This window comes from Enterobacter pseudoroggenkampii (assembly GCF_026420145.1).
GTDB classification, from domain to species: domain Bacteria; phylum Pseudomonadota; class Gammaproteobacteria; order Enterobacterales; family Enterobacteriaceae; genus Enterobacter; species Enterobacter pseudoroggenkampii.
The window spans coordinates 1,055,467-1,075,414 of the sequence record NZ_JAPMLV010000001.1; the positions used below are offsets into that span (position 1 = coordinate 1,055,467).

At 52.7% G+C, this 19,948-nt stretch carries 21 protein-coding genes; 12 read left to right on the forward strand and 9 right to left on the reverse strand.

The genetic code is table 11. From position 1 onward, the window contains the following. The first annotated feature begins 298 nt into the window (after positions 1–298). From ydiJ to OTG14_RS05165, 3 genes are all read left to right on the forward strand, one after another. Positions 299–3,355, forward strand: coding sequence for a D-2-hydroxyglutarate dehydrogenase YdiJ (gene ydiJ / locus OTG14_RS05155; RefSeq protein ID WP_090417282.1), 3,057 nt, complete (start codon positions 299–301; stop codon positions 3,353–3,355). Beyond that, positions 3,352–3,762 carry a 1,4-dihydroxy-2-naphthoyl-CoA hydrolase gene (gene menI / locus OTG14_RS05160; RefSeq protein WP_023311321.1) on the forward strand — a complete coding sequence of 137 codons (411 nt, stop codon included), beginning with the start codon at positions 3,352–3,354 and terminating at the stop codon, positions 3,760–3,762. Before ydiJ ends, menI begins: the two co-directional genes overlap by 4 nt. A gap of 85 nt (positions 3,763–3,847) precedes the next feature. Further along, complete coding sequence (locus OTG14_RS05165; protein ID WP_003857766.1) at positions 3,848–4,042, forward strand: YdiH family protein; 195 nt, start codon at positions 3,848–3,850, stop codon at positions 4,040–4,042. 50 nt (positions 4,043–4,092) lie between these two features. Here OTG14_RS05165 and OTG14_RS05170 read toward each other — a convergent pair whose 3' ends face one another. Continuing rightward, on the reverse strand, positions 4,093–4,722 hold the full coding sequence (locus tag OTG14_RS05170) for a helix-turn-helix domain-containing protein (protein ID WP_090417278.1): 630 nt from the start codon (positions 4,720–4,722) through the stop codon (positions 4,093–4,095). Between the two features lie 69 nt (positions 4,723–4,791). Continuing rightward, positions 4,792–5,451: a winged helix-turn-helix transcriptional regulator gene (locus OTG14_RS05175; RefSeq protein WP_090417276.1), complete on the reverse strand. Its 660-nt coding sequence runs from the start codon at positions 5,449–5,451 to the stop codon at positions 4,792–4,794. 417 nt (positions 5,452–5,868) lie between these two features. On the opposite strand from OTG14_RS05175, the gene OTG14_RS05180 reads away from it, so the two are divergent. The 6 genes from OTG14_RS05180 (at position 5,869) to OTG14_RS05205 (ending at position 11,905) form a co-directional block, all read left to right on the forward strand. After that, positions 5,869–6,399, forward strand: coding sequence for a fimbrial protein (locus tag OTG14_RS05180; protein WP_024909406.1), 531 nt, complete (start codon positions 5,869–5,871; stop codon positions 6,397–6,399). Positions 6,400–6,478: 79 nt separating this feature from the next. Continuing rightward, positions 6,479–7,156, forward strand: a complete 678-nt coding sequence (locus OTG14_RS05185; RefSeq protein ID WP_267214683.1) for a fimbrial biogenesis chaperone — start codon at positions 6,479–6,481, stop codon at positions 7,154–7,156. Between the two features lie 44 nt (positions 7,157–7,200). Beyond that, entirely contained in the window at positions 7,201–9,729 is a 2,529-nt protein-coding gene (locus OTG14_RS05190) for a fimbria/pilus outer membrane usher protein (protein WP_267215192.1), read from the forward strand. An 11-nt stretch (positions 9,730–9,740) separates the two neighbouring features. After that, the gene (locus tag OTG14_RS05195) at positions 9,741–10,688 is read left to right on the forward strand and encodes a fimbrial protein (RefSeq protein WP_048991562.1); all 948 of its coding nucleotides are present in this window, start codon (positions 9,741–9,743) and stop codon (positions 10,686–10,688) included. Positions 10,689–10,693: 5 nt separating this feature from the next. Next, complete coding sequence (locus OTG14_RS05200) at positions 10,694–11,212, forward strand: fimbrial protein (RefSeq protein WP_420278150.1); 519 nt, start codon at positions 10,694–10,696, stop codon at positions 11,210–11,212. Positions 11,213–11,263: 51 nt separating this feature from the next. Beyond that, a complete protein-coding gene (locus tag OTG14_RS05205; protein WP_024909401.1) occupies positions 11,264–11,905 on the forward strand; it encodes a LuxR C-terminal-related transcriptional regulator in 642 nt (213 codons plus the stop codon). 66 nt (positions 11,906–11,971) lie between these two features. On the opposite strand, the gene fdhF is transcribed toward OTG14_RS05205, so the two are convergent. The 4 genes from fdhF to ycgZ all read right to left on the reverse strand — a co-directional run bounded on the left by fdhF (position 11,972) and on the right by ycgZ (position 15,185). Continuing rightward, a complete protein-coding gene (gene fdhF, locus OTG14_RS05210; RefSeq protein ID WP_267214684.1) occupies positions 11,972–14,122 on the reverse strand; it encodes a formate dehydrogenase subunit alpha in 2,151 nt (716 codons plus the stop codon). Between the two features lie 190 nt (positions 14,123–14,312). Next, positions 14,313–14,591 carry a biofilm development regulator YmgB/AriR family protein gene (locus OTG14_RS05215; RefSeq protein ID WP_023617825.1) on the reverse strand — a complete coding sequence of 93 codons (279 nt, stop codon included), beginning with the start codon at positions 14,589–14,591 and terminating at the stop codon, positions 14,313–14,315. Positions 14,592–14,620: 29 nt separating this feature from the next. Further along, complete coding sequence (locus OTG14_RS05220) at positions 14,621–14,941, reverse strand: hypothetical protein (protein ID WP_032650984.1); 321 nt, start codon at positions 14,939–14,941, stop codon at positions 14,621–14,623. Positions 14,942–14,945: 4 nt separating this feature from the next. Further along, positions 14,946–15,185: a regulatory protein YcgZ gene (ycgZ, locus tag OTG14_RS05225; RefSeq protein WP_024909397.1), complete on the reverse strand. Its 240-nt coding sequence runs from the start codon at positions 15,183–15,185 to the stop codon at positions 14,946–14,948. Between the two features lie 338 nt (positions 15,186–15,523). Between ycgZ and OTG14_RS05230 the strand changes: the two genes are divergently transcribed. Beyond that, positions 15,524–16,747, forward strand: a complete 1,224-nt coding sequence (locus OTG14_RS05230) for a diguanylate phosphodiesterase (protein WP_267214685.1) — start codon at positions 15,524–15,526, stop codon at positions 16,745–16,747. A 185-nt stretch (positions 16,748–16,932) separates the two neighbouring features. After that, on the forward strand, positions 16,933–17,661 hold the full coding sequence (locus OTG14_RS05235) for a MerR family transcriptional regulator (RefSeq protein WP_032650989.1): 729 nt from the start codon (positions 16,933–16,935) through the stop codon (positions 17,659–17,661). Between the two features lie 184 nt (positions 17,662–17,845). On the opposite strand, the gene OTG14_RS05240 is transcribed toward OTG14_RS05235, so the two are convergent. Genes OTG14_RS05240 through OTG14_RS05250 form a run of 3 tightly spaced genes read right to left on the reverse strand, consistent with a single transcriptional unit; the run spans position 17,846 to position 19,103 of the window. Continuing rightward, entirely contained in the window at positions 17,846–18,337 is a 492-nt protein-coding gene (locus OTG14_RS05240) for an Hcp family type VI secretion system effector (protein ID WP_048991558.1), read from the reverse strand. 12 nt (positions 18,338–18,349) lie between these two features. Next, positions 18,350–18,607 (reverse strand): hypothetical protein, encoded by a 258-nt coding sequence (locus OTG14_RS05245; RefSeq protein ID WP_075201550.1) that lies wholly within the window; start codon positions 18,605–18,607, stop codon positions 18,350–18,352. Further along, complete coding sequence (locus OTG14_RS05250; RefSeq protein WP_267214686.1) at positions 18,579–19,103, reverse strand: DUF2778 domain-containing protein; 525 nt, start codon at positions 19,101–19,103, stop codon at positions 18,579–18,581. Before OTG14_RS05250 ends, OTG14_RS05245 begins: the two co-directional genes overlap by 29 nt. A gap of 469 nt (positions 19,104–19,572) precedes the next feature. Here OTG14_RS05250 and sufA point away from each other — a divergent pair, with 469 nt between their 5' ends. Further along, on the forward strand, positions 19,573–19,941 hold the full coding sequence (gene sufA / locus OTG14_RS05255; RefSeq protein WP_008500631.1) for a Fe-S cluster assembly scaffold SufA: 369 nt from the start codon (positions 19,573–19,575) through the stop codon (positions 19,939–19,941). Positions 19,942–19,948 lie beyond the last annotated feature (7 nt).

A 19,948-nucleotide genomic window follows, 5' to 3' on the forward strand; every position in this document is an offset into this window, starting at 1 on the left:
AGTACGACTGGCGGGAACGGAAAACCGCGTCTCTCTAATCATTGATGATCTCGGCGGTTTTTGACAGGCGGATTTTGCCTGTAATTCAGCAGAGATTATAAGAAAAAAATGTGATAAAACTTTCCAGACACAACGCAAACGATTTTATACACAAAATCATTCGAGTTGCATCAAGGCGGCAAGTCTGAGAATCCCCAGGAGCTTACTGAAGTAAGTGACTGGGGTGAGCAGACGCAGCCAACGCAGAGGCAGCTCGAAGGATGACGTGTATATACAACTCTAATTAGGGTCGACAGTTATGATCCCACAGATTTCTCAGGCACCTGGCGTCGTTCAGCTGGTGCTTAATTTTTTGCAAGCACTGGAGCAACAGGGTTTTACAGGTGATACCGCCACGAACTATGCCGACAGGCTGACGATGGCGACCGATAACAGTATTTACCAGCTTCTTCCCGATGCCGTGGTTTTCCCTCGTTCAACGGCCGACGTGGCGCTTATCGCCCGGCTGGCGACGCAGGAGCGCTTTGCTTCACTGGTCTTTACGCCGCGCGGCGGCGGCACCGGGACCAATGGTCAGGCGCTGAACCAGGGCATCATTGTTGATATGTCGCGCTATATGAACCGCATCATTGAGATCAACCCGGAAGAGGGATGGGTGCGGGTCGAAGCGGGCGTTATCAAAGATCAGCTTAATCAGTATCTCAAGCCTTACGGCTACTTTTTTGCCCCGGAGCTTTCCACCAGTAACCGCGCGACCCTTGGCGGGATGATCAACACGGATGCCTCCGGTCAGGGCTCGCTGGTCTACGGTAAAACCTCCGATCACGTGCTGGGCGTGCGTGCCGTTCTGCTGGGCGGCGATATCCTCGATACCCAGCCGATGCCGGTCGAACTGGCGGAAACGCTGGGTAAAGATAACACCGCCAGCGGACGCATCTATCGTACTGTGCTGGAACGCTGCCGCGACAACCGCCAGCTTATCCTCGATAAGTTCCCCAAACTAAACCGCTTCCTAACCGGGTACGACCTGCGTCACGTCTTTAACGACGACCTGACCCAGTTTGATTTAACCCGCGTGCTGACCGGTTCCGAAGGGACGCTGGCGTTTATCACCGAGGCGCGGCTGGATATCACCCGCTTGCCGAAGGTGCGTCGTCTGGTGAACGTTAAGTATGACTCCTTCGACTCCGCGCTGCGCAATGCGCCGTTTATGGTGGAAGCGAAAGCGCTGTCGGTGGAAACGGTCGACTCCAAAGTGCTTAATCTGGCCAGGGAAGACATTGTCTGGCACTCCGTCAGCGAGCTGATTACCGACGTGCCGGATAAAGAGATGCTCGGTCTCAATATCGTGGAGTTTGCCGGCGATGATGCGGAGCTGATTGAGCGCCAGGTCACCACGCTCTGCCAGCGTCTGGACGAGCTGATTGCGCAGGGTCAGGGCGGCGTGATCGGCTGGCAGCTCTGTAACGATCTGGCCGGGATTGAGCGTATCTATGGGATGCGTAAAAAAGCCGTGGGCCTGCTCGGCAATGCAAAAGGGGCGGCGAAGCCCATTCCCTTTGCCGAAGATACCTGCGTGCCGCCTGAACATCTGGCGGATTACATCGTCGAGTTTCGCGCCCTGCTGGACAGCCACGGCCTGAGCTATGGCATGTTCGGCCACGTCGATGCCGGGGTACTGCACGTGCGTCCTGCGCTGGATATGTGCGACCCGCAGCAGGAGATCCTGATGAAGCAGATCTCCGACGACGTGGTGGCCTTAACCGCCAAATACGGCGGTCTGCTCTGGGGAGAGCACGGGAAAGGGTTCCGCGCGGAATACAGCCCGGCATTCTTCGGCGAACAGCTCTACGCGGAGCTGCGCAAGGTGAAAGCGGCTTTCGACCCGCATAACCGCCTCAACCCGGGTAAAATCTGCCCGCCTGAAGGCGTGGACGCGCCAATGCTGCAGGTGGATGCCGTCAAGCGCGGCACCTACGACAGACAGATCCCGATTGCGGTGCGCTCCTCCTGGCGCGGCGCGATGGAGTGCAACGGCAACGGCCTGTGCTTTAACTTTGATGTGAAAAGCCCGATGTGCCCGTCGATGAAAATCACCAGCAACCGTATCCACTCGCCAAAAGGGCGGGCGACGCTGGTGCGCGAGTGGCTGCGTCTGCTGGCCGACCGCGGGGTGGATCCGCTCAGGCTGGAGCAGGAGCTGCCGGAGAAACGGGCCAGCCTGCGCTCGCTGATTGAGCGCACCCGCAACAGCTGGCATGCCAACAAGGGCGAGTATGATTTCTCCCATGAGGTGAAAGAGGCGATGTCCGGCTGTCTGGCCTGTAAAGCCTGCTCCACCCAGTGCCCGATTAAAATCGACGTGCCGGAATTCCGCTCGCGCTTCCTGCAGCTTTATCACACCCGCTACCTCCGCCCGGTGCGCGACCATCTGGTGGCGACGGTGGAAAGCTACGCGCCGCTGATGGCGCGCGCGCCGAAGACCTTCAACTTCTTTATCAACCAGCCGCTGGTGCGCAAGCTCTCCGAAAAACACATCGGTATGGTCGATCTGCCGCTGCTGTCGGTACCGTCTCTGCAGCGCCAGCTCGTCGGGCATCGCTCGGCGAACATGACCCTTGAGCAGCTGGAGGCACTCACGCCTGAGCAAAAAACGAAGGTGGTGCTGGTGGTGCAGGATCCGTTTACCAGCTACTACGATGCGCAGGTTGTGGCCGATTTCGTCCGTCTGGCGGAGAAAGTGGGTTACCAGCCGGTTGTGCTGCCGTTCTCCCCGAATGGCAAGGCGCAGCACATTAAAGGTTTCCTGAACCGCTTTGCGAAGACCGCGCAGAAAACGTCTGACTTCCTGAATCGCGTGGCGCAACTCGGGATACCGATGGTCGGCGTCGATCCGGCGCTGGTGCTGTGCTATCGCGATGAATACAAGCAGACCCTGGGCGATAAGCGCGGCGATTTCAACGTGATGCTGGTGCACGAGTGGCTGCCGATGGCGCTGGAAGATAAGGCTGTTCAGGATGTCAGCGGTGAACCGTGGTATCTGTTCGGGCACTGCACGGAAGTGACCGCGCTGCCGGGTGCCCCCGCGCAGTGGGCGTCTGTCTTTGCCCGCTTTGGTGCGAAGCTGGAGAGCGTCAGCGTCGGCTGCTGCGGGATGGCCGGTACCTACGGACACGAAGTGAAAAACCACGCCAACTCGCTCGGCATCTATGAGCTGTCCTGGCATCAGGCGATGCAGCGTTTGCCGCGAAACCGCTGTCTGGCGACGGGTTACTCCTGCCGCAGCCAGGTAAAACGGGTAGAAGGCAACGGTGTACGTCACCCATTGCAGGCTTTACTGGAGATAATTGGATGATCTGGAAACGTGCCGTGACGCTGCAGGCGCTGAACGCCATGGGCGAGGGGAATATGGTGGGGCTGCTGGATATCCAGTTTATCCGCATTGGCGACGATGAGATTGAGGCCACCATGCCCGTCGATAGTCGCACCCACCAGCCGTTTGGTTTATTGCACGGCGGAGCGTCCGTCGTGCTGGCCGAAACGCTGGGCTCGGTGGCGGGGTATCTCTGCACCGAAGGGGAGCAGAAGGTTGTCGGACTTGAGGTGAATGCTAACCACATTCGCTCGGTGCGCAGCGGACGCGTGCGCGGTGTTTGCCGCGCGCTGCACGCCGGAAGCCGCCATCAGGTGTGGCAAATAGATATCCTCGATGAGCAGGATCGCCTGTGCTGCTCGTCGCGGCTGACCACGGCGGTTGTGTAAAGTTTTCAGATGTCTTGCCTTTGGTCAAAAACTAGCCAGTACGTTGTGGTATACTGGTCAGGTTTTGTACATAAGCGAGGACATCATGGATACTGAAATAACCCCAACACAGCTGGCAATTGAATATTTACGTCGCGATAAGAGCAACCTGTCTCCGGCGCAGTACCTGAAAAAGCTGAAACAGCTTGAGCTGGAATTTACAGATTTGCTGGCGCTCTCTTCAAATGAGCTGAAAGAAGAGATCTACTTTGCCTGGCGGTTGGGCGTTCACGTCCATTGAGTACATGAGAATCAAAGGGCCGCGAATGCGGCCTTTTTTGTGTCTGACATTCAGTATCGGGCGGGGAGTTTATTGATTTTGATGAGCCTGCCTTCTTCCATTTCGATGAATCCGCCGGTTTTTAAATCCGCCAGAATGCGCATCACGCCGCTGCGGGAGAGCTGGGTTTTCTCTCTGATATACCTTTCCGCCGTCACGCTGAGCCGATAACTCTCATCTTCCTCCATCAGCTTGACCAGCTGCTGGCGAATCATCTCATACGCCGTCGGCGCGCCCTGCGGCATCACGTTGTTATAAAGACGGCTATACACAAAGATGAGCTGCTTAGAAAGCAGTCCCCATAGCGCCTTCTCTTTGATAATTTCATTCACCCGCTCGGTGGTGAGCGTCCCTATCAGACAAGGGCTGACGGTCTTAATATAATCATTGAAATAGATGTCGGTCAGGTTGGCGAGGCCGAACACGGCCGGACTGCGAGCCGTAGACAGCATCATGTCATCGCTTCTTCTGTAGATGGCGATGGTTCCTTCGAGAATTAAATAGCACATGCCCTGACCGTTAATTTGCAGGTCCAGTCGCTCGCCGCGGGCGCTATGTCGTGTTGTGCAATCAGGCAACAGGTGTGAAATAAGCTCTTGCGCGTAGGGAGAACCCCGTTGAGACTTTTCTGGAAGGGACATGGCAGCCGACAACCTTAAAAATAACCTGGCTAATTATAGCGCTTCTCCCGGGTACAGGCACGCTGGCTATCAATATTTTCGCGGCAGATGATGAATGTCAAGCAGCACCCCACGTTCCATGGTGATATACTTCCCGGTCCGCAGTTCTGCCAGAATACGCATAATTCCGCTACGTGAAAGATAGGTCCTGCTTTTGATGTACGCGGCGGCCGTCGTATTTTTCCGTATGGCATCGGGCTCCTGCATGAGTTCAACAAGCTGGAAGCGAATGATGTCGTAGGCAGACATTTGCGATATTTGCGCGCAGTGCTCATACACCCGTGAGGCCGTATAAATCAGCAGCTTTGAAAAGTGCTCCCATAAATCCTGCTGCGCAACAATCTGATTAAACGTCTCCAGCGACACGCGGGCGATTTCTGCCGTCTCCAGGGCCCTGACATAGAGATGCTCCGAAGAAAATTGACTGCTGACGCCAAGAATAAAAGGCGCTGATTCAGAGTTTAAAACAATGCCGTCGCCGCGACGATGAAGCGCCACGCTTCCCTGGAGAAGTAAAAAACACTGGCGCACATCATCTTTATAATAATGTACGGTTTCTCCCCGACAGATGACCATTCTGTCCGCAGCAGGTAGCACTGATTTAATCAGGGTATCTATATGGATAAACGGTTTTAAACCCAGAACGGTTGATTCGTGGTTATTCAATGGCGTGGTTAAACGCGTATTCATAAGATACCTCACAGCGACTACGGGTCTGATCGTTTTTTGATCTGCCTGGAGAATTATCTTAAAAATGAAGGAGTCAGGGAATATTTCGGCAAGGTCCAAAAGTAGACCGTTGAGCATCTGATATCTAACCCCTTGAATGAAAACATAAAGACGATCAAGTCTACTAATAGACCAGGAAATAAGACGTAAGCGTATCCTGAAAGAATTGTTGAAATTACGTTAAATCAGAGTCTACAGCTAGACCATCAAAAAGTTGTATTCACCAAAATGATTATATAAATTTTAATCAGCCAGTCAGAAAAACCTTATAGCGTTAATTAAAAAGAAGATGAATCCACTGTGATTTATTTATCAACTTTCTGCTGCGTACGTTTTAATAATAAATAAAGTTATCCCGTAAACAGGAAAATGAAGATTATGAAAAAGAACATTATTTTAGCGATGGTTGCGACAGGTTCTGCCTTGATGATGAGCAATGCACTCGCTGCTGCAGGAACCGTTAATTTTAACGGTAACATCCTGGATTCTGCCTGCGATGTCGCGGTTGCTTCTCAAAATCAGGTGGTGGTATTAGGCGATTACAATAAAACAGAATTTCCAGCAACAGGATCCCGCACTGCGGCAACGAAATTCGATATCGTCCTGAAGAACTGCCCGGTTACGGTCAACAGTGCCAAAGTCCGTTTTGACGGTACGCCCGATCTGACTAACGCCGATCTGCTTGCTATTGATACCTCCGTCGCCGGAGCGGCAACGGGTGTTGCTATTAATTTGATGACCGCTGATAAAGCGGATCTGCCGTTGCACGGCAGTAACAGCTATAGCTATGTGCTAAGCAGCACCGCCGATAATACGCTGAATTTCTACGCGCAGTATATTTCAACGGCTGCATCGGTGACGGCCGGTCCTGCAAACTCCGTGGCAAATTTCTCCGTTGTTTATAACTAGTCATTAAGCAGAACACGAGTTGGTTCCATGACGTTCTGCGTGGGGGCAGTCTCTGCCCCCGTGTTTCAAGAGGTGTAACATGCATTTTATTAGCAAGGCCCTGCTCATATCGGCCGCCCTGACAGCATCGTTTTCGAACGCTTATGCCGGGGTCATTATTGGCGGTACCCGCGTTATTTTTGATGGTGGGAAAAAAGAGGCATCAATCAGTATCAATAATGCTGATAGCGTGCCTTATTTAATCCAGTCCTGGGTTGACATGCCAGAGGGTAATGCTAATAAAGCACCTTTTATTGTAACGCCGCCTTTATATCGACTGGATGGCGGGCAGCAAAACATTGAACGTATTTTACTCTCGGGTTCACTACCCCAGGATAAAGAAAGTCTTTTCTGGCTGAATATTAAAGCCATACCGTCTGCCTCAAAACAGGAAAACTCACTGCAAATTGCTGTCAAAACGCGCATCAAGCTTATTTATCGCCCGTCAGGTCTGAAGGGAACAACGCCGGAAGAACAAGCGAATAAATTAACCTGGTCGCGTAGCGGGAATAAGTTCATGGTCACCAATCCAACGCAATATGTCATCAACTTTAATGAAATAAGCGTCGGTGATAAAAAACTGGATGAGGTCTCCTGGGTGGCACCGGGTGCAACGGCGGTATTTAGCTTACCCGCAGGTGCCAATGGTAACCACATTTCATTCAAAGTCATTAATGATTACGGCAGCCCCGGAAGAATGTATCAGGCCAGCTTTTAATTCATCAAAAGCGGCGATCCTCATAGCAGGTCAGGTTAATGATGATGGCAACGAAAACTAAAAAAATGCAGCCTGCGCGTCTGGCGATCTGTATCGCCTTTGCGCTGGTAAATGCAATGCAGACTGTTTATGCCCGTGATTCGTTCAACGCCGAGTTGGTTGAACTGGACAATCCGGGCACGGGTAAAGCTGATTTATCTGCTTTTGAATCAGGTTCGCAGGCACCAGGGAAATACCACGTTGACATCATCCTTGACGACCAACTCATCGAGACCAGCGATATTGATTTTACCGCAGTAAAAAGTGGGGAAGAGGGCGATAGCCTTAAGCCTTGTCTGAGTATTGAACAGCTCAACAGATGGGGCGTCAAAACCGCGCTTTTTCCCGACTTAGCCAGTAAGGACGCGTCCTGTGTCAACCTTCAGGCTATTCCTCACGCCAGCACGGATTTTCAGTTTGCCGCGCAGCGACTGATCGTCAGCATTCCTCAGGCCGCCATTGATATGCCGGCACGCGGGTATGTCTCGCCAGCGCTATGGGATGAAGGGATCGCCGCCGCCATGTTGAATTACAGCCTGAGCGGCGCAAACAGCCGGGCAAAACAAAACGGCAGTAAAAACAGCAACAGTCAATATGCCAACCTGCGCCCGGGTCTCAACGTTGGACCGTGGCGACTGCGAAATTACACCACCTGGTCGCGGGATGAAACCGGTCAGGACAAATGGGATACCGTCTACACCTATGCGCAGCGGGCCATTATTCCGCTCAAAGCGCAGCTCACCCTGGGGGATAGCTCCGCGCCAGCCGACGTGTTCGACAGTATGCCGTTTCGCGGCGGACAGCTGGCTTCGGATGATGACATGCTCCCGGATTCGCTGAAAGGCTATGCACCCGTGGTGCGGGGGATCGCGCGCACCAATGCCCAGGTGGTGGTGCGGCAGAACGGCTATCAGATTTATCAGACCTACGTGGCGCCAGGCGCTTTTGAGATTACCGATATGTACCCCACGGGCGGCGCAGGGGATCTGGACGTCACCGTTAAAGAGGCTGATGGCAGTGAGCAACATTTCACTCTCCCGTACGCGTCATTACCGGTTTTACAGCGCGAAGGACGGCTCAAGTATTCAGTAACCGGAGGGCAATACCGTTCTTATAACGGCAGCGTCGATAAGACACCTTTCGGGCAAATCACCGGGATCTATGGTCTGCCGTATGGGCTAACGCTGTATGGCGGGCTGCAGGAGTCGAGTAAATATCAGTCGATCGCCACCGGGCTTGGAAAAAACATGGGTGATTTCGGCGCTATTTCTGCGGACATGACCCAGGCCTGGTCCACCCCGCAGGGTGGTGAGAAATCCAACGGCCAGTCCTGGCGTGCGCGATACAGCAAAAACATTGTGGGGACCGGAACCCATTTCTCGATTGCGGGTTACCGCTACTCGACCAGTGGTTACTACGGTATGCAGGAGATCCTTGATTCGTACGGTGACAGCTCCGCGCTTCAGGACCGACGCCGAAACCGGGCCGAACTTACGATGAGCCAGACGCTGGGCGGTAATCTTGGCTCGCTGATGCTGAGCGCGGCCCGTGAAGACTACTGGAATTCGGGTAAAACGATGGCGTCATACAGCCTGGGCTATAACAACTACTGGCACAACATCAGTTACGGACTCACCTGGACCTACAGTAAAAACGGTAGTGCGGGTTCATATGATAACAATAAACGGTACGACAAAGATCAGCTGCTGGCCTTTAACGTCAGTATCCCGCTGGAGAAGTTTTTGCCGCAGACCTGGGCTAACTATGGCGTGAGCGCCAGCAAGAATAACGGCACCACCCACAACATCGGCCTGAACGGCGTAGCACTGGAAAACCACGCCCTGAACTGGAACGTGCAGCAAGGCTTTGGGTCGGACGGCGTCGGCTACACGGGCAATCTGAACGGTGATTATAAGGGAACCTACGGCGAAGCGACGGCGGGCTACAGCTACGATAAAAACAGCGAGCGCCTTAATTACGGCCTGCAAGGGGGCATTCTTGCTCACAGAGAGGGGATCACGCTTTCGCAACCCCTGGGCGAGACCAATGTTCTGATTAGCGCGCCGGGCGCACACGGCGTCGATATCCGCAATCAGGCGGGCGTTAAAACGGATTACCGCGGATATACGGTGGTCAGCAATCTCTCCGTATACCGTAAAAATGACATCACCCTTGCCCCGGAAAGTCTGCCGGATGATGTTGAGCTGGATATTAATACCCGGACGGTGACGCCGACGCGTGGCGCGATCGTTTTGGCCGACTATAAGGCGAAGGTGGGGCGGCGGGTGTTATTTAATTTACTGCATAACGGCCAGTTTGTTCCCTTTGGCGCGATGGCAAGCCTTAAGGGCGCCGACGGCAGCAGCGTTATTGTTGGCGATAAAGGCCAGGCTTATCTCACCGGCCTGGATACTCAGGGAACCGTCTTCGTCACGTGGGGAGCGGAAAGCGAACGGCAATGCCGCGCACCTTACGTGCTTTCCCCGCAGCCGTCGGCGGGGGGAATTACCGAAATTAACGTCAATTGTCTTTAGGGTTTTTTAACATGCGCTTAATTAACATCATATTCCTGCTGTGTATCGCAGCAGGCTGGAACAGTGCTCATGCAGGAACCTGCACGACGATTACGCCGCAGGAATCAACTTTGTCCATCGGTACAATTACGGTTCAACGTGACGTGGCAGTTGGAACCGTATTATTTTCGCGAAACGCGACAATAACCGGTTCCTATTTAACGGGGTGTGCCAATCCATTAATGCTGGGTTTTAGCATGCGGTATTTGAATGCGACACCGAGTGCTTACGGTAATCATGTTTATGACACGAATGTAAACGGTATAGGCGTGCGTTTTTCGTCGGGTAATTATTTTGAAAACCCAGCCAATACCTTTTCCTATAATGCGCAGGCAAGTTATGTCGAATGGTGGGGCGGTAAAATAGAACTTATCGTTACCGGACCGGTCTCGTCGGGGTCCCTGACGCCGGGCGTGCTGGGGGTAGTGATGCTGCAGGGCAGTGACGGCGTTTACCGTGATGGCCTGACGACCACCCTGCTGGGCGGAACCATTAATGTACTGGCCTGCAATATTACAACACCGCAACTGACATTTCCGATAGGCGATATTTCTGCCGCGCTTTTTGGCTCAACGATAGGCACCACACCGGCTGGCGCTCAAAATACGCAAAATCTCGGGCTTAACTGCGATGCGGGGGCTAACGTCAACGTATCACTCAGCGGCATTCAGAATCCTGACGTTGCAACACCCAGCGTGCTCGCGCTTACGGGGCAGGGTAATACCGGTACGGCGAAAGGGGTTGGCGTTCAGTTGCTCTATAACGGTACACCGCTCACCCTCAATGCGCGTTTGCCGCTGAAGCTTGCGGCAGGGGGGCAGGAAGCGTTCCCATTAACGGCGCGTTATTACCAGACGCAAACGACGGTAGAACCCGGTACCGCAAATGCGTCAGCAACCTTAAATTTGACCTACCAGTAAAGGGGATGACGATGCATATAATGCGCACGGCAGCGTTCATCGCGGCAGTAATAAGCGGCAATGTTATTGCAGCGGATAGCGTTAACGTCAGCGTCGCCGGCAATATTATTGCCTCTCCCTGCGTATTCAATGGGGGCAATACCAGTCTGGATATTAACCTCGGCAATATTCAGGCATCCAATATGGCCACGCCGGGGTCGACATCCGATCCTGTGTTTTTTAGCCTGCCGTTTACCCAGTGTCCGGCAGGCACGCGCAGCGTTACGGTCTCCTTTACCGGCAACCCCGATCCCGTCTCGGGGGCGAGTTACTACATGAACAGCGGTTCGGCCACGAACGTCGCGATTGCGATGAGCGAGGCCGCAACCGGTGCGTTAAAGGGCACAGGGACAAGCATTACGCAGACTATTGCGTCAGACAGAACCGCGACGATGGTCATGCAGGCATCAGTCAAATCTGTCACCGGCGGTGCGACGCCGGGGAGCATCAGTGCCGTCGTGGTCATGACGATGCAATACAACTGATAGGCACGCGCGTTGGTTGTCCTTATTGATATGCAGATGTTGGTAATTGATATGTTGAATATCCTGATTAAAGAACCGGATTCTTTTTTTAAAAATGGCCTGCAATATTTTCTTGTGGATTTTTTCCTGCATAATTTCAGGCATCACATTCATTTTGACACTGAGCTTACTTATGACAGCGTCAGTGCCGCGGATATTATTATTCTCGCTCTATGCCCCGGGGAAACGCTGACCTGTGTTCCTGAATTGAAAGCGCGAAAAAAAGGGATTGTGATTGGGCTGGTGGACGATGAGCGGCGTTTTTCCGCTTTTACATCCTGTTTTCAGGATATCATTTTTATCTCCCGCCGCGCCCCGCTTGGTCAGGTTAGCGAGATGCTCTTTATTGCATGGTACCGTACGCAACTGCCGGGATATCGCTGGCAGCATAACGGCTGTTTCGAGTGCCAGCATAAAATACTTTCGCCGCAGCAGATCCGCGTCACGGTGAATTTTTACAGAGGATTCTCGGTAGGGCAGATTGCTGATGTACTCAGGACGAGTGATAAAACGATATTCACGCATAAGTATTTGCTGATGCAAAAATTCGATCTGCGCAGTGATTATGAGCTTATGGCGCTCATTCACAGGATGGTCGAAAAAAATGCCTACCCGAACAAATTGCGTGACCATCTGATCGGTTTCGACGGATGAGCGGAAAAGACGGTGGGACTGTAGTCGTTTAGTTGCCGGGTGGCAGTGACGCCACCCGACATTTCTTCAGACATTCACCGCACTAATCAGCCGCGACTTCATGGACTGATACGCCGACGCGGCATAGTCCTCCGCCCAGCGCTGGTCCTCAATCGCCTCCAGCTGTACCGCGCAGTACTTCGTTTCCGGCGTTTTGGAGATGGGATCGAGATTATCCTGGGTCAGCTCGTTGCAGGCGCCAATCCACCACTGATAGGTCATATAAACCGCGCCCTTGTTGATACGCTCGCTGATGCTGGCGCGGGTAATCACTTTGCCGCGACGTGAACGTACCCAGACCAGTTGACCCTCCTTGATGCCCAGTTTTTCCGCATCGGCAGGGTGCATTTGCACCCGGCCCGGCTCGTCGGCCAGGCTCTGCAGCGCAGCGCAGTTCCCGGTCATCGAGCGGCAGGAGTAGTGTCCCACCTCGCGTACCGTACACAGCACCAGCGGGAAATCTTCATCCGGGGTTTCCGCCGGCGCGCGCCACGGTGCGGCAAAGAGCTGTCCTTTACCGGTTGGGGTATCGAACTGATTGTCTTTGTACAGGTAAGGCGTGCCCGGATGATCCAGCGTCGGGCACGGCCACTGCACGTGGCCCATCTCGCCCATTTTTTCATACGTCACGCCGAAGAAGAGCGGGCACAGCTCGCGCATCTCATCCCAGATCTGCTGGTTGGAGTCATAATGCATCGGGTAGCCCATCTCGGTGGCGAGCAGGCTGATGATCTCCCAGTCGCGCTTCACGTTGCCGCTGGCCTCAATGGCTTTGCCGAAACGCTGGAACCCGCGATCGGCACAGGTAAAGACGCCGCCGTGTTCACCCCAGGAGGTGGCAGGGAGCAGAACGTCCGCCACTTCTGCCGTTTTGGTCATAAAGATGTCCTGAACCACAACAAAGTCGAGCGCCTCAAAACCGCTGCGAACGAGACCGAGGTCGGCCTCGGTCTGAAGCGGATCTTCCCCCATGATGTAGTAGGCCTTGACCTTGCCTTCCAGCGCCAGATGAGGCACCTCGGTAATGCGCGTCCCGACGCGATCGTCCATTTTATTGACGTCAATCCCCCAGGCGTCGGCGAACTTCTGCCTGACCGCCGGATCGGTCACATCCTGATAGCCGGGGAACATATTCGGCAGCACGCCCATGTCGCAGGCACCCTGGACGTTATTTTGACCGCGTACCGGCCCGACGCCGACGGCAGGGCGACCGAGATTACCGGTCAGCAGCGCCAGGCTGGAAAGCCCTCTGACCACATCCACAGCCTGACCAAACTGGGTCACGCCCATACCCCACATCACGGTGGCGGAAGGGGCCGCCGCGAAGGTGCGCATCGCCTGGCGAACGTCGCGGGCGGGAATGCCGGTAAGATGCTCAACCTTCTCCGGCGCATAGTCTTTCACCGTCTGGCGGTAGGCCTCAAGCCCCTCCGTAAAGCGCGCCACGTAGCTTTTGTCGTACAACTCCTCTTCCAGCAGCACGTAGCCGAAGGCGTTCACCAGCGCCATGTTGCTGCCGTTTTTCAGCTGCAGATGCTGGTCGGCGATACGCGCCGTTTCGATGCGCCGCGGATCGCAAACGATAATTTTCGCGCCGTTTTCACGCGCTTTCAGCACGCGCCGGGCGACGATAGGGTGGGAGTCCGCGCAGTTATAGCCAAACACCAGCAGACATTTTGAGTTTTCAATATCGTTGATGGAGTTGCTCATGGCGCCGTTGCCGAGCGTTTCCTGTAAACCAGCCACGGAAGGGCCATGGCAGACGCGCGCGCAGCAGTCCACGTTGTTGGTGTTCAGCACCGCGCGGGCAAATTTTTGCATCACATAGTTTGTTTCATTGCCGGTTCCGCGGGAGGAGCCGGTGGTCATGATCGACCGGGGCCCGTGCTGCGCTTTAATGCTGCTGAGCCTGTGGGCGGTATAGCGGATAGCCTCTTCCCAGGTTACGGGGGTGAATGCCTCACCTTTGTGGTAGCGGATCATCGGCTGGGTCAGGCGTGGGGTGAGCAGACGGGTATCGTTGAGGAAGTCCCAGCCGTAAAAGCCCTTCAGACACAGGGTGCCCTGGTTTGTGACGCCCTCTGCCGCTTCGGCACGGATGATACGGTTATTTTCAACGACAAGGTTTAATTTACAGCCTGCACCGCAGTAGGGGCAGACGCTGGCGATCTTTTTCATCAATAACAGACCTGTTAAGAAATGAAGCAAAGTTGACTGGAAAACCCAGTCCCGTAAACGGTGTTAAGCAGGAACCGTGCCAGGTTGGCTTTGCTGGTTTTACAGGGTGTTAAGCGGGAAAGACGCGTGTCATCGTCAGGCAGATCGTCAGTTTTGACGATGACACGTTAGGGGCGTGGCGAGCAGGAACTTAGAGATCGTCCATCGTGTAACCCACCACGATTTCCAGCGTCTTACGAATCACATCCGCCTGAACCACGTCGTTAGTGGCTTCCAGCGTCTGAATGAGCCAGAGGATGATCGCTTTATTGGACAGATGACCTTCGGAGGCCAGAACACAGCGTACTGCAGTAGAAAAAACAGCGGACTCTTCAGCAAAACGATCGCCTGCGTGACGGAAATATTCCGACAGCGCACTGTCTAAAAAAGCAGAATGGTATTCGGGTTGAAGCTGAATATTTTGTCTCATTTGTTCTCACCGTAGCTGTTAAATTGCAGTCAATGTATTTTTTTGGGGTCGGACGGTTTTCCACTTCCAAATAACGGCACTACATTGTCTCGGTTATCGTTGAGAGGTCCCTCTCTGTTCGTTCGTCCTTGCGCGGTTCTGCGACGTGTAAAGGCGATGCTGTTTGAGCCGATATCGGCAATCACCACCGCAAGTGTCTCCCGCCGCCGGGGATCCTTTTCATGCTCTTTCATTACCCGCAGACGCTGCAGCAATCCTTCGGTTGTCACTGGTCCCCGCTCTTTCAGAAGAGAAAGAACGGCTTCACCGATAAGCGTGTCGATCAGTCGGTCTGCGTCACTGCTATTCATCACGTTACCGTTCGAAGAGCAGACCAAGCAGCATGTGGTAATGCTCTTCCTCTTCCGGGCCATCGGCCTTTTCGAGGCGGCTGAGCAGTTTGGTACAGAGCGATTTGCGATTAAGGTTTCGCCCGTCGCTGAGAATTTCTACAACCACCTGGCCAAGCGTCTCCTGCTGGGTAGGGAGCGCGGCTTTTTCGAAGTACTGTGCGATTGCTGCTGCGGAATCTGTGGCGTAACCTTTCTGCTGCATGTTTCGCTCCTGTAAAATTTTGTAATCACTAACGTTACAATTAAGGTATACACAATTTCTAAATCTGTACATATAAAATGTACAGATTTTTAATGTTTTTATGATATATTTTATAAATTACTTTGTTTTCATTGTGTTACTGGCTTGTCATGAATCGGTAATGTGACAGGATATATTGTACAAAAAGGTCGGGCGCTGGTAAGTTATACAATCGAGAAGAACGGTCCTATCAACTGCCGTAAATGATTGAGATGTAAATTATTTGTCAGGCAATTAATGTGCTATAAGTGAAAATTACCCACGTCTACTGTGGCCAAAACCCTAACCCCAGGAAAAGCATGCTCACAACCATCATTTACCGCAGTCATATCTGCGAGGACGTTCCGGTGAAAGCGCTGGAATCAATGGTCGCTGCTGCAAATCGTAAAAATCGGCAATCCAATGTAACGGGGATCTTGCTGTTTAACGGCACACACTTTTTTCAATTGCTTGAAGGGCCGGTGGAGCAGGTTTCTGCTATCTATGAGCAGATCTGCAACGACCCGCGCCACCATAACGTGGTCGAGTTAATGCGCGATCACGGCCCTGTCCGGCGTTTTGGCAACGTGGGCATGGAGCTTTTTGACTTGCGCCACTTCGACAGGGACGAGGTGCTGCAGCAGGTGCTCAATAAGGGGACGACACGCTACCAGTTGACCTATAACGACCGCCCGCTGCAGTTTTTCCGCACCTTTGTTGAGGCCACGGAAAAAGCGAACTATTTTGAACTGCCGCCTGCGGATTCCTGGGAATTCGTTCGCGAAGAAGCGCGCCTGTCCGCGCAGCCTGAGGTGGTCGCGAAAGGGGCGGATTGCAGCTTTGCGTTCCAGCCGATAGTCGACCCGTTTATGCAGCAGGTCGTCTCCTGGGAGGCGCTTCTGCGCACTCCTGACGGTGACTCGCCGCGGGCCTATTTCGCCAGCCGCCCCCATGAAGAAGTGTACACGTCTGATTTGCAAAGCAAGCAGGTGGCACTTTCTATGGCCAGCGCGCTGGGGCTACAGGACCAGACGTTATCCCTGAACCTGCTGCCCATGACGCTGGTCAACATTCCCAACGCCGTGGATTTCCTGCTCACCGCGATTGAGGCAAATGGGTTTGTACCCGAACAAATCGTGGTGGAGTTTACCGAGAGCGAAGCTATATCTCGTTTTGATGAATTCACGGATTCGGTCAGGCAGCTAAAAAGCGCGGGTATCAGCGTGACGATCGATCACTTTGGTGCCGGTTTTGCCGGGCTGCAGCTGCTGGCCCAGTTCCAGCCGGACAGAATTAAGATTAATCGCGATCTGGTCGCGAACGTGCATAAAAGTGGCCCTCGTCAGGCCATTATTCAGGCGATTATCAAATGCTGTTCGTCGCTTGAGATCCAGTTCTGCGCGGTGGGGGTAGAGAAGGCGGAAGAGTGGATGTGGCTGGAGTCCGCGGGGATTTCCCAGTTCCAGGGACATCTTTTTGCCAGCCCAAGACACGGGGGTATTCCCGCGATTGCGTGGCCGGAGAAAAAGTTCGACTTCGGATAAAGCTGTACACAATCCGGCAGACTTAACTGTACGAACGGCAAATTTTATACAACAATGTATTAACAGGTGGATGGAACAGAACCCCGTTCACCCGTTCAAAATGCGGTCTTAGTTATACAAATGATGTGTACAATCTGATAAGGTTGGTGCAGTTAGGTATGGAAGTTCTGAGCGTGAGGGAGTTAATGGCCTATTACAGTATCGGCGAAGTGGCCGAACGATGCGGTATCAACCCCGTTACGCTGCGTGCCTGGCAGCGCCGTTATGGATTATTGAAGCCGCAGCGCAGTGAAGGGGGTCATCGTCAGTTTGACGATGAAGATATCCTGCGCATTGAAGAGATCAAACGCCTGATGAAAAGCGGCGTTTCGGTCGGAAAAGTTAAAGCCTTGCTGGAAAACAAGGAAGTGCTGACGCAGGGCAACTGGGTCTCATTCCAGGAAGAGATGATGACCGTTCTGCGCTACGCCAGTCCTGCAAAGCTGCGGGCCAAAATAGGTGAATTCCGCCGCGATCACGCGATGGATGCGCTGATTGACAATATTATCTCTCCCGTCCGTCAGCGTATGAACCAGGATCAAAATACCGTGCGTCACATGGCGAGCCTGTTTGACGGCGTACTGATCGAATTTGCGATTGCAAGCCTGGCGGAGTCCCGCAAAAAAGCCGGCAAAGACGCGCTCCTGATTGGCTGGGAGTGTGATGACCGCACCCACCTGTGGCTGGAAGCCGCGCGCCTGTCGCAAAAGGGCTGGCACATTGACGTGCTGGCAGAGCCCATTGACTCGCCGCGTCCTGAACTCTTCCCGGGGCAAAAAATCTTTGTCTGGACCGGGAAATCCCCAACGCCTCGCCAGCAGGAACAGCTTGACCACTGGCGTGAGCAGGGGTTTGCTGTCTCATTTCATCACTGAGTGTAAGAGGCCTTGAGGGCCTTTTTTTGTCTTTGTCACTTTCCTTGCAAAAAGCTATCTTAAGAATAGGCATTATTCCTGCGGATGAGATTTACCCGGTTAATTTTAAACGGCATCTGCTTTTTTCTGGGGGCTTTGCTGTCGGCAACTTGTTCAATAGGGGACGGTGTCCCCTTATTAATACTCAGCGAGTATGGCGCTCATTCCATGCATCTGAAAATTGAATATTACCGTCAAGAATTCTCCAGGTGATTTTTTCATATTGAATGCTGACACTTTCTATGTGATTCATTTTATCGTTCCCCGCCAGCTTAATATTCGGGACGCTACAGTGGACTCCAGTTAATTTCACATTCTCCATAAGAACGGTGTAGTAGCAAACCTCCTGACCTGCATCATTGATGTGATAAAACCTTATTTCTGCGCTTTTCAGCGTCTGCCCAGTTGCTGCAGCCTTGTAAAGATATGGCGTAGAGCTATCCACTTCTTTCTCGATCATCATGGATGAGTGCTGGCGGGTGCCGGTGATTTTGCCGTTTGCGCTGTCAACGGGTAAATTTATACCGTGGCTCAGACCGATAATTTCAATACTACCTTCACGATCTTGTACATCAACAGATCCTTTGATATCTGCACCGCCATCGTCTTTAAGCCACATATAGGGAGGTATAGGCATTTTATTGTCTCCTTAATTTTTGATTAACTTCATTGTTAAAATATAGAGAGGGGTAGCGATAATTAGCATTGTAAGCCAGTCAATAAGTGAATAGGCATCATACATTGATTCTGCATTTTCATTTCCGGCGATAATGATTGCTGTTGTTCTGGCTACATCATAGTTAATATATAACTCCGGGCCTGGTAGCATATGACCAAGAGCGAGTAATAAAATGAGAAAGTAAATAATTTTACTTGCCCTACGAGCAAGGTTTTTTAATGTAGCCACCCGCTACTACCTCCACCCATCCTCGCTCCATGAGTGACCGCATGCATGGAACCTGAATAAGCGATGTATTCATTAGCGCGTTATGAATCATCGCAAAATCAGACATGTTGGCGATAGTTATGCATCCTTTTGAAACTGTGCCGGGGTGTAGTCGGAAATTTCCACGCTTTACACTTTCTATCCATGTGTAGTCATCTATGCCCCAGTCATCACGCCACAAAGCAAACCAGTCAGATTTACCAAAAGCATTTCGGCCAATAAATCTGTTAGCTTCATCGTGAATCTCCTCTTTTTTTTGTGAAAACCAGTTACCCTCCCTGCGATCTACAATCCAGTATTTCCCTGGGGGAATAGGGCCAGTATTGGCGACATGTCCGCAACTGGCATTGTTTCTGTTGGCCCCCAACCCGGAGTGCGCCATGAACACGCCTACCCCATACAGATTGAAAGGCGCGTAATCTGCACCGTTCAGAATCATCTTTCCCTGTAATGGCATATGCCACCTTATTTCCATTAAAAGCGTATGGTTAATGCTACAGCGATTAATAATGTGATCCAGAGTGAGTGAATGATTTTCAGAAAAAGACTCGCATTATCAGGCTGTCTATTGCTGAGAAGCGCTTTCCTGCTGCGCAACTGAAGCGTAGGCCTTCTACAGCGTGCCAAATCGCATCTGTTAAATTGAGTTTGCGGCAATCAAAGTAGCTATCTCAAAAATAGGCATTTCCGATGCATATTTTACTTTTCTCCTCTCCGTCAAAAATGCCACAACGAAATGCATTATTAATCAATGCATTGAACAATTAAATCCATCCTGCCTGCATCCTGCCACAGGGTCTATGCTTAATAAAAGTAGGCAAAAAGGGCGGTTTAGCCGAATGCCCCTGCTGACAGAGGGTTGAAGTGATAATCGTTATCACTAACATGGTGTTATGCCCTGATGGCTTATCAGATGAGGTGGACCTATGGAACTGCATTCAGAAACCTTTAATCCAGCCGATTTTGCCTGGCGCGGGTTAACGCTCACGCCAGCGGCGGCGGCACATATTCACGAGCTGGTGGCGAAAAAGCCCGAGATCCTCGGCGTGCGTTTGGGTGTCAAACAGACCGGCTGCGCAGGTTTTGGCTACGTGCTCGATACCGTCACCGAACCCGAGAAAGATGACCTGGTATTCGAGACCGACGGCGCGAAACTGTACGTCGCGCTGCAGGCCATGCCGTTTATTGACGGCACCGAAGTGGACTACGTCCGCGAAGGCTTAAACCAGTTATTCAAATTTCATAACCCGAAAGCCCAGAACGAATGCGGCTGCGGCGAAAGCTTTGGGGTATAGGCGGAAC

What these genes read in the sequence shown, in the direction of transcription:
- ydiJ (WP_090417282.1), top strand. Translation starts at nt 299, where the DNA reads ATGATCCCACAGATTTCTCAGGCACCTGGCGTCGTTCAGCTGGTGCTT.
- menI (WP_023311321.1), top strand. Translation starts at nt 3,352, where the DNA reads ATGATCTGGAAACGTGCCGTGACGCTGCAGGCGCTGAACGCCATGGGC.
- OTG14_RS05165 (WP_003857766.1), top strand. Translation starts at nt 3,848, where the DNA reads ATGGATACTGAAATAACCCCAACACAGCTGGCAATTGAATATTTACGT.
- OTG14_RS05170 (WP_090417278.1), bottom strand. Translation starts at nt 4,722, where the DNA reads ATGTCCCTTCCAGAAAAGTCTCAACGGGGTTCTCCCTACGCGCAAGAG.
- OTG14_RS05175 (WP_090417276.1), bottom strand. Translation starts at nt 5,451, where the DNA reads ATGAATACGCGTTTAACCACGCCATTGAATAACCACGAATCAACCGTT.
- OTG14_RS05180 (WP_024909406.1), top strand. Translation starts at nt 5,869, where the DNA reads ATGAAAAAGAACATTATTTTAGCGATGGTTGCGACAGGTTCTGCCTTG.
- OTG14_RS05185 (WP_267214683.1), top strand. Translation starts at nt 6,479, where the DNA reads ATGCATTTTATTAGCAAGGCCCTGCTCATATCGGCCGCCCTGACAGCA.
- OTG14_RS05190 (WP_267215192.1), top strand. Translation starts at nt 7,201, where the DNA reads ATGGCAACGAAAACTAAAAAAATGCAGCCTGCGCGTCTGGCGATCTGT.
- OTG14_RS05195 (WP_048991562.1), top strand. Translation starts at nt 9,741, where the DNA reads ATGCGCTTAATTAACATCATATTCCTGCTGTGTATCGCAGCAGGCTGG.
- OTG14_RS05200 (WP_420278150.1), top strand. Translation starts at nt 10,694, where the DNA reads ATGACGATGCATATAATGCGCACGGCAGCGTTCATCGCGGCAGTAATA.
- OTG14_RS05205 (WP_024909401.1), top strand. Translation starts at nt 11,264, where the DNA reads ATGTTGAATATCCTGATTAAAGAACCGGATTCTTTTTTTAAAAATGGC.
- fdhF (WP_267214684.1), bottom strand. Translation starts at nt 14,122, where the DNA reads ATGAAAAAGATCGCCAGCGTCTGCCCCTACTGCGGTGCAGGCTGTAAA.
- OTG14_RS05215 (WP_023617825.1), bottom strand. Translation starts at nt 14,591, where the DNA reads ATGAGACAAAATATTCAGCTTCAACCCGAATACCATTCTGCTTTTTTA.
- OTG14_RS05220 (WP_032650984.1), bottom strand. Translation starts at nt 14,941, where the DNA reads ATGAATAGCAGTGACGCAGACCGACTGATCGACACGCTTATCGGTGAA.
- ycgZ (WP_024909397.1), bottom strand. Translation starts at nt 15,185, where the DNA reads ATGCAGCAGAAAGGTTACGCCACAGATTCCGCAGCAGCAATCGCACAG.
- OTG14_RS05230 (WP_267214685.1), top strand. Translation starts at nt 15,524, where the DNA reads ATGCTCACAACCATCATTTACCGCAGTCATATCTGCGAGGACGTTCCG.
- OTG14_RS05235 (WP_032650989.1), top strand. Translation starts at nt 16,933, where the DNA reads ATGGCCTATTACAGTATCGGCGAAGTGGCCGAACGATGCGGTATCAAC.
- OTG14_RS05240 (WP_048991558.1), bottom strand. Translation starts at nt 18,337, where the DNA reads ATGCCTATACCTCCCTATATGTGGCTTAAAGACGATGGCGGTGCAGAT.
- OTG14_RS05250 (WP_267214686.1), bottom strand. Translation starts at nt 19,103, where the DNA reads ATGCCATTACAGGGAAAGATGATTCTGAACGGTGCAGATTACGCGCCT.
- sufA (WP_008500631.1), top strand. Translation starts at nt 19,573, where the DNA reads ATGGAACTGCATTCAGAAACCTTTAATCCAGCCGATTTTGCCTGGCGC.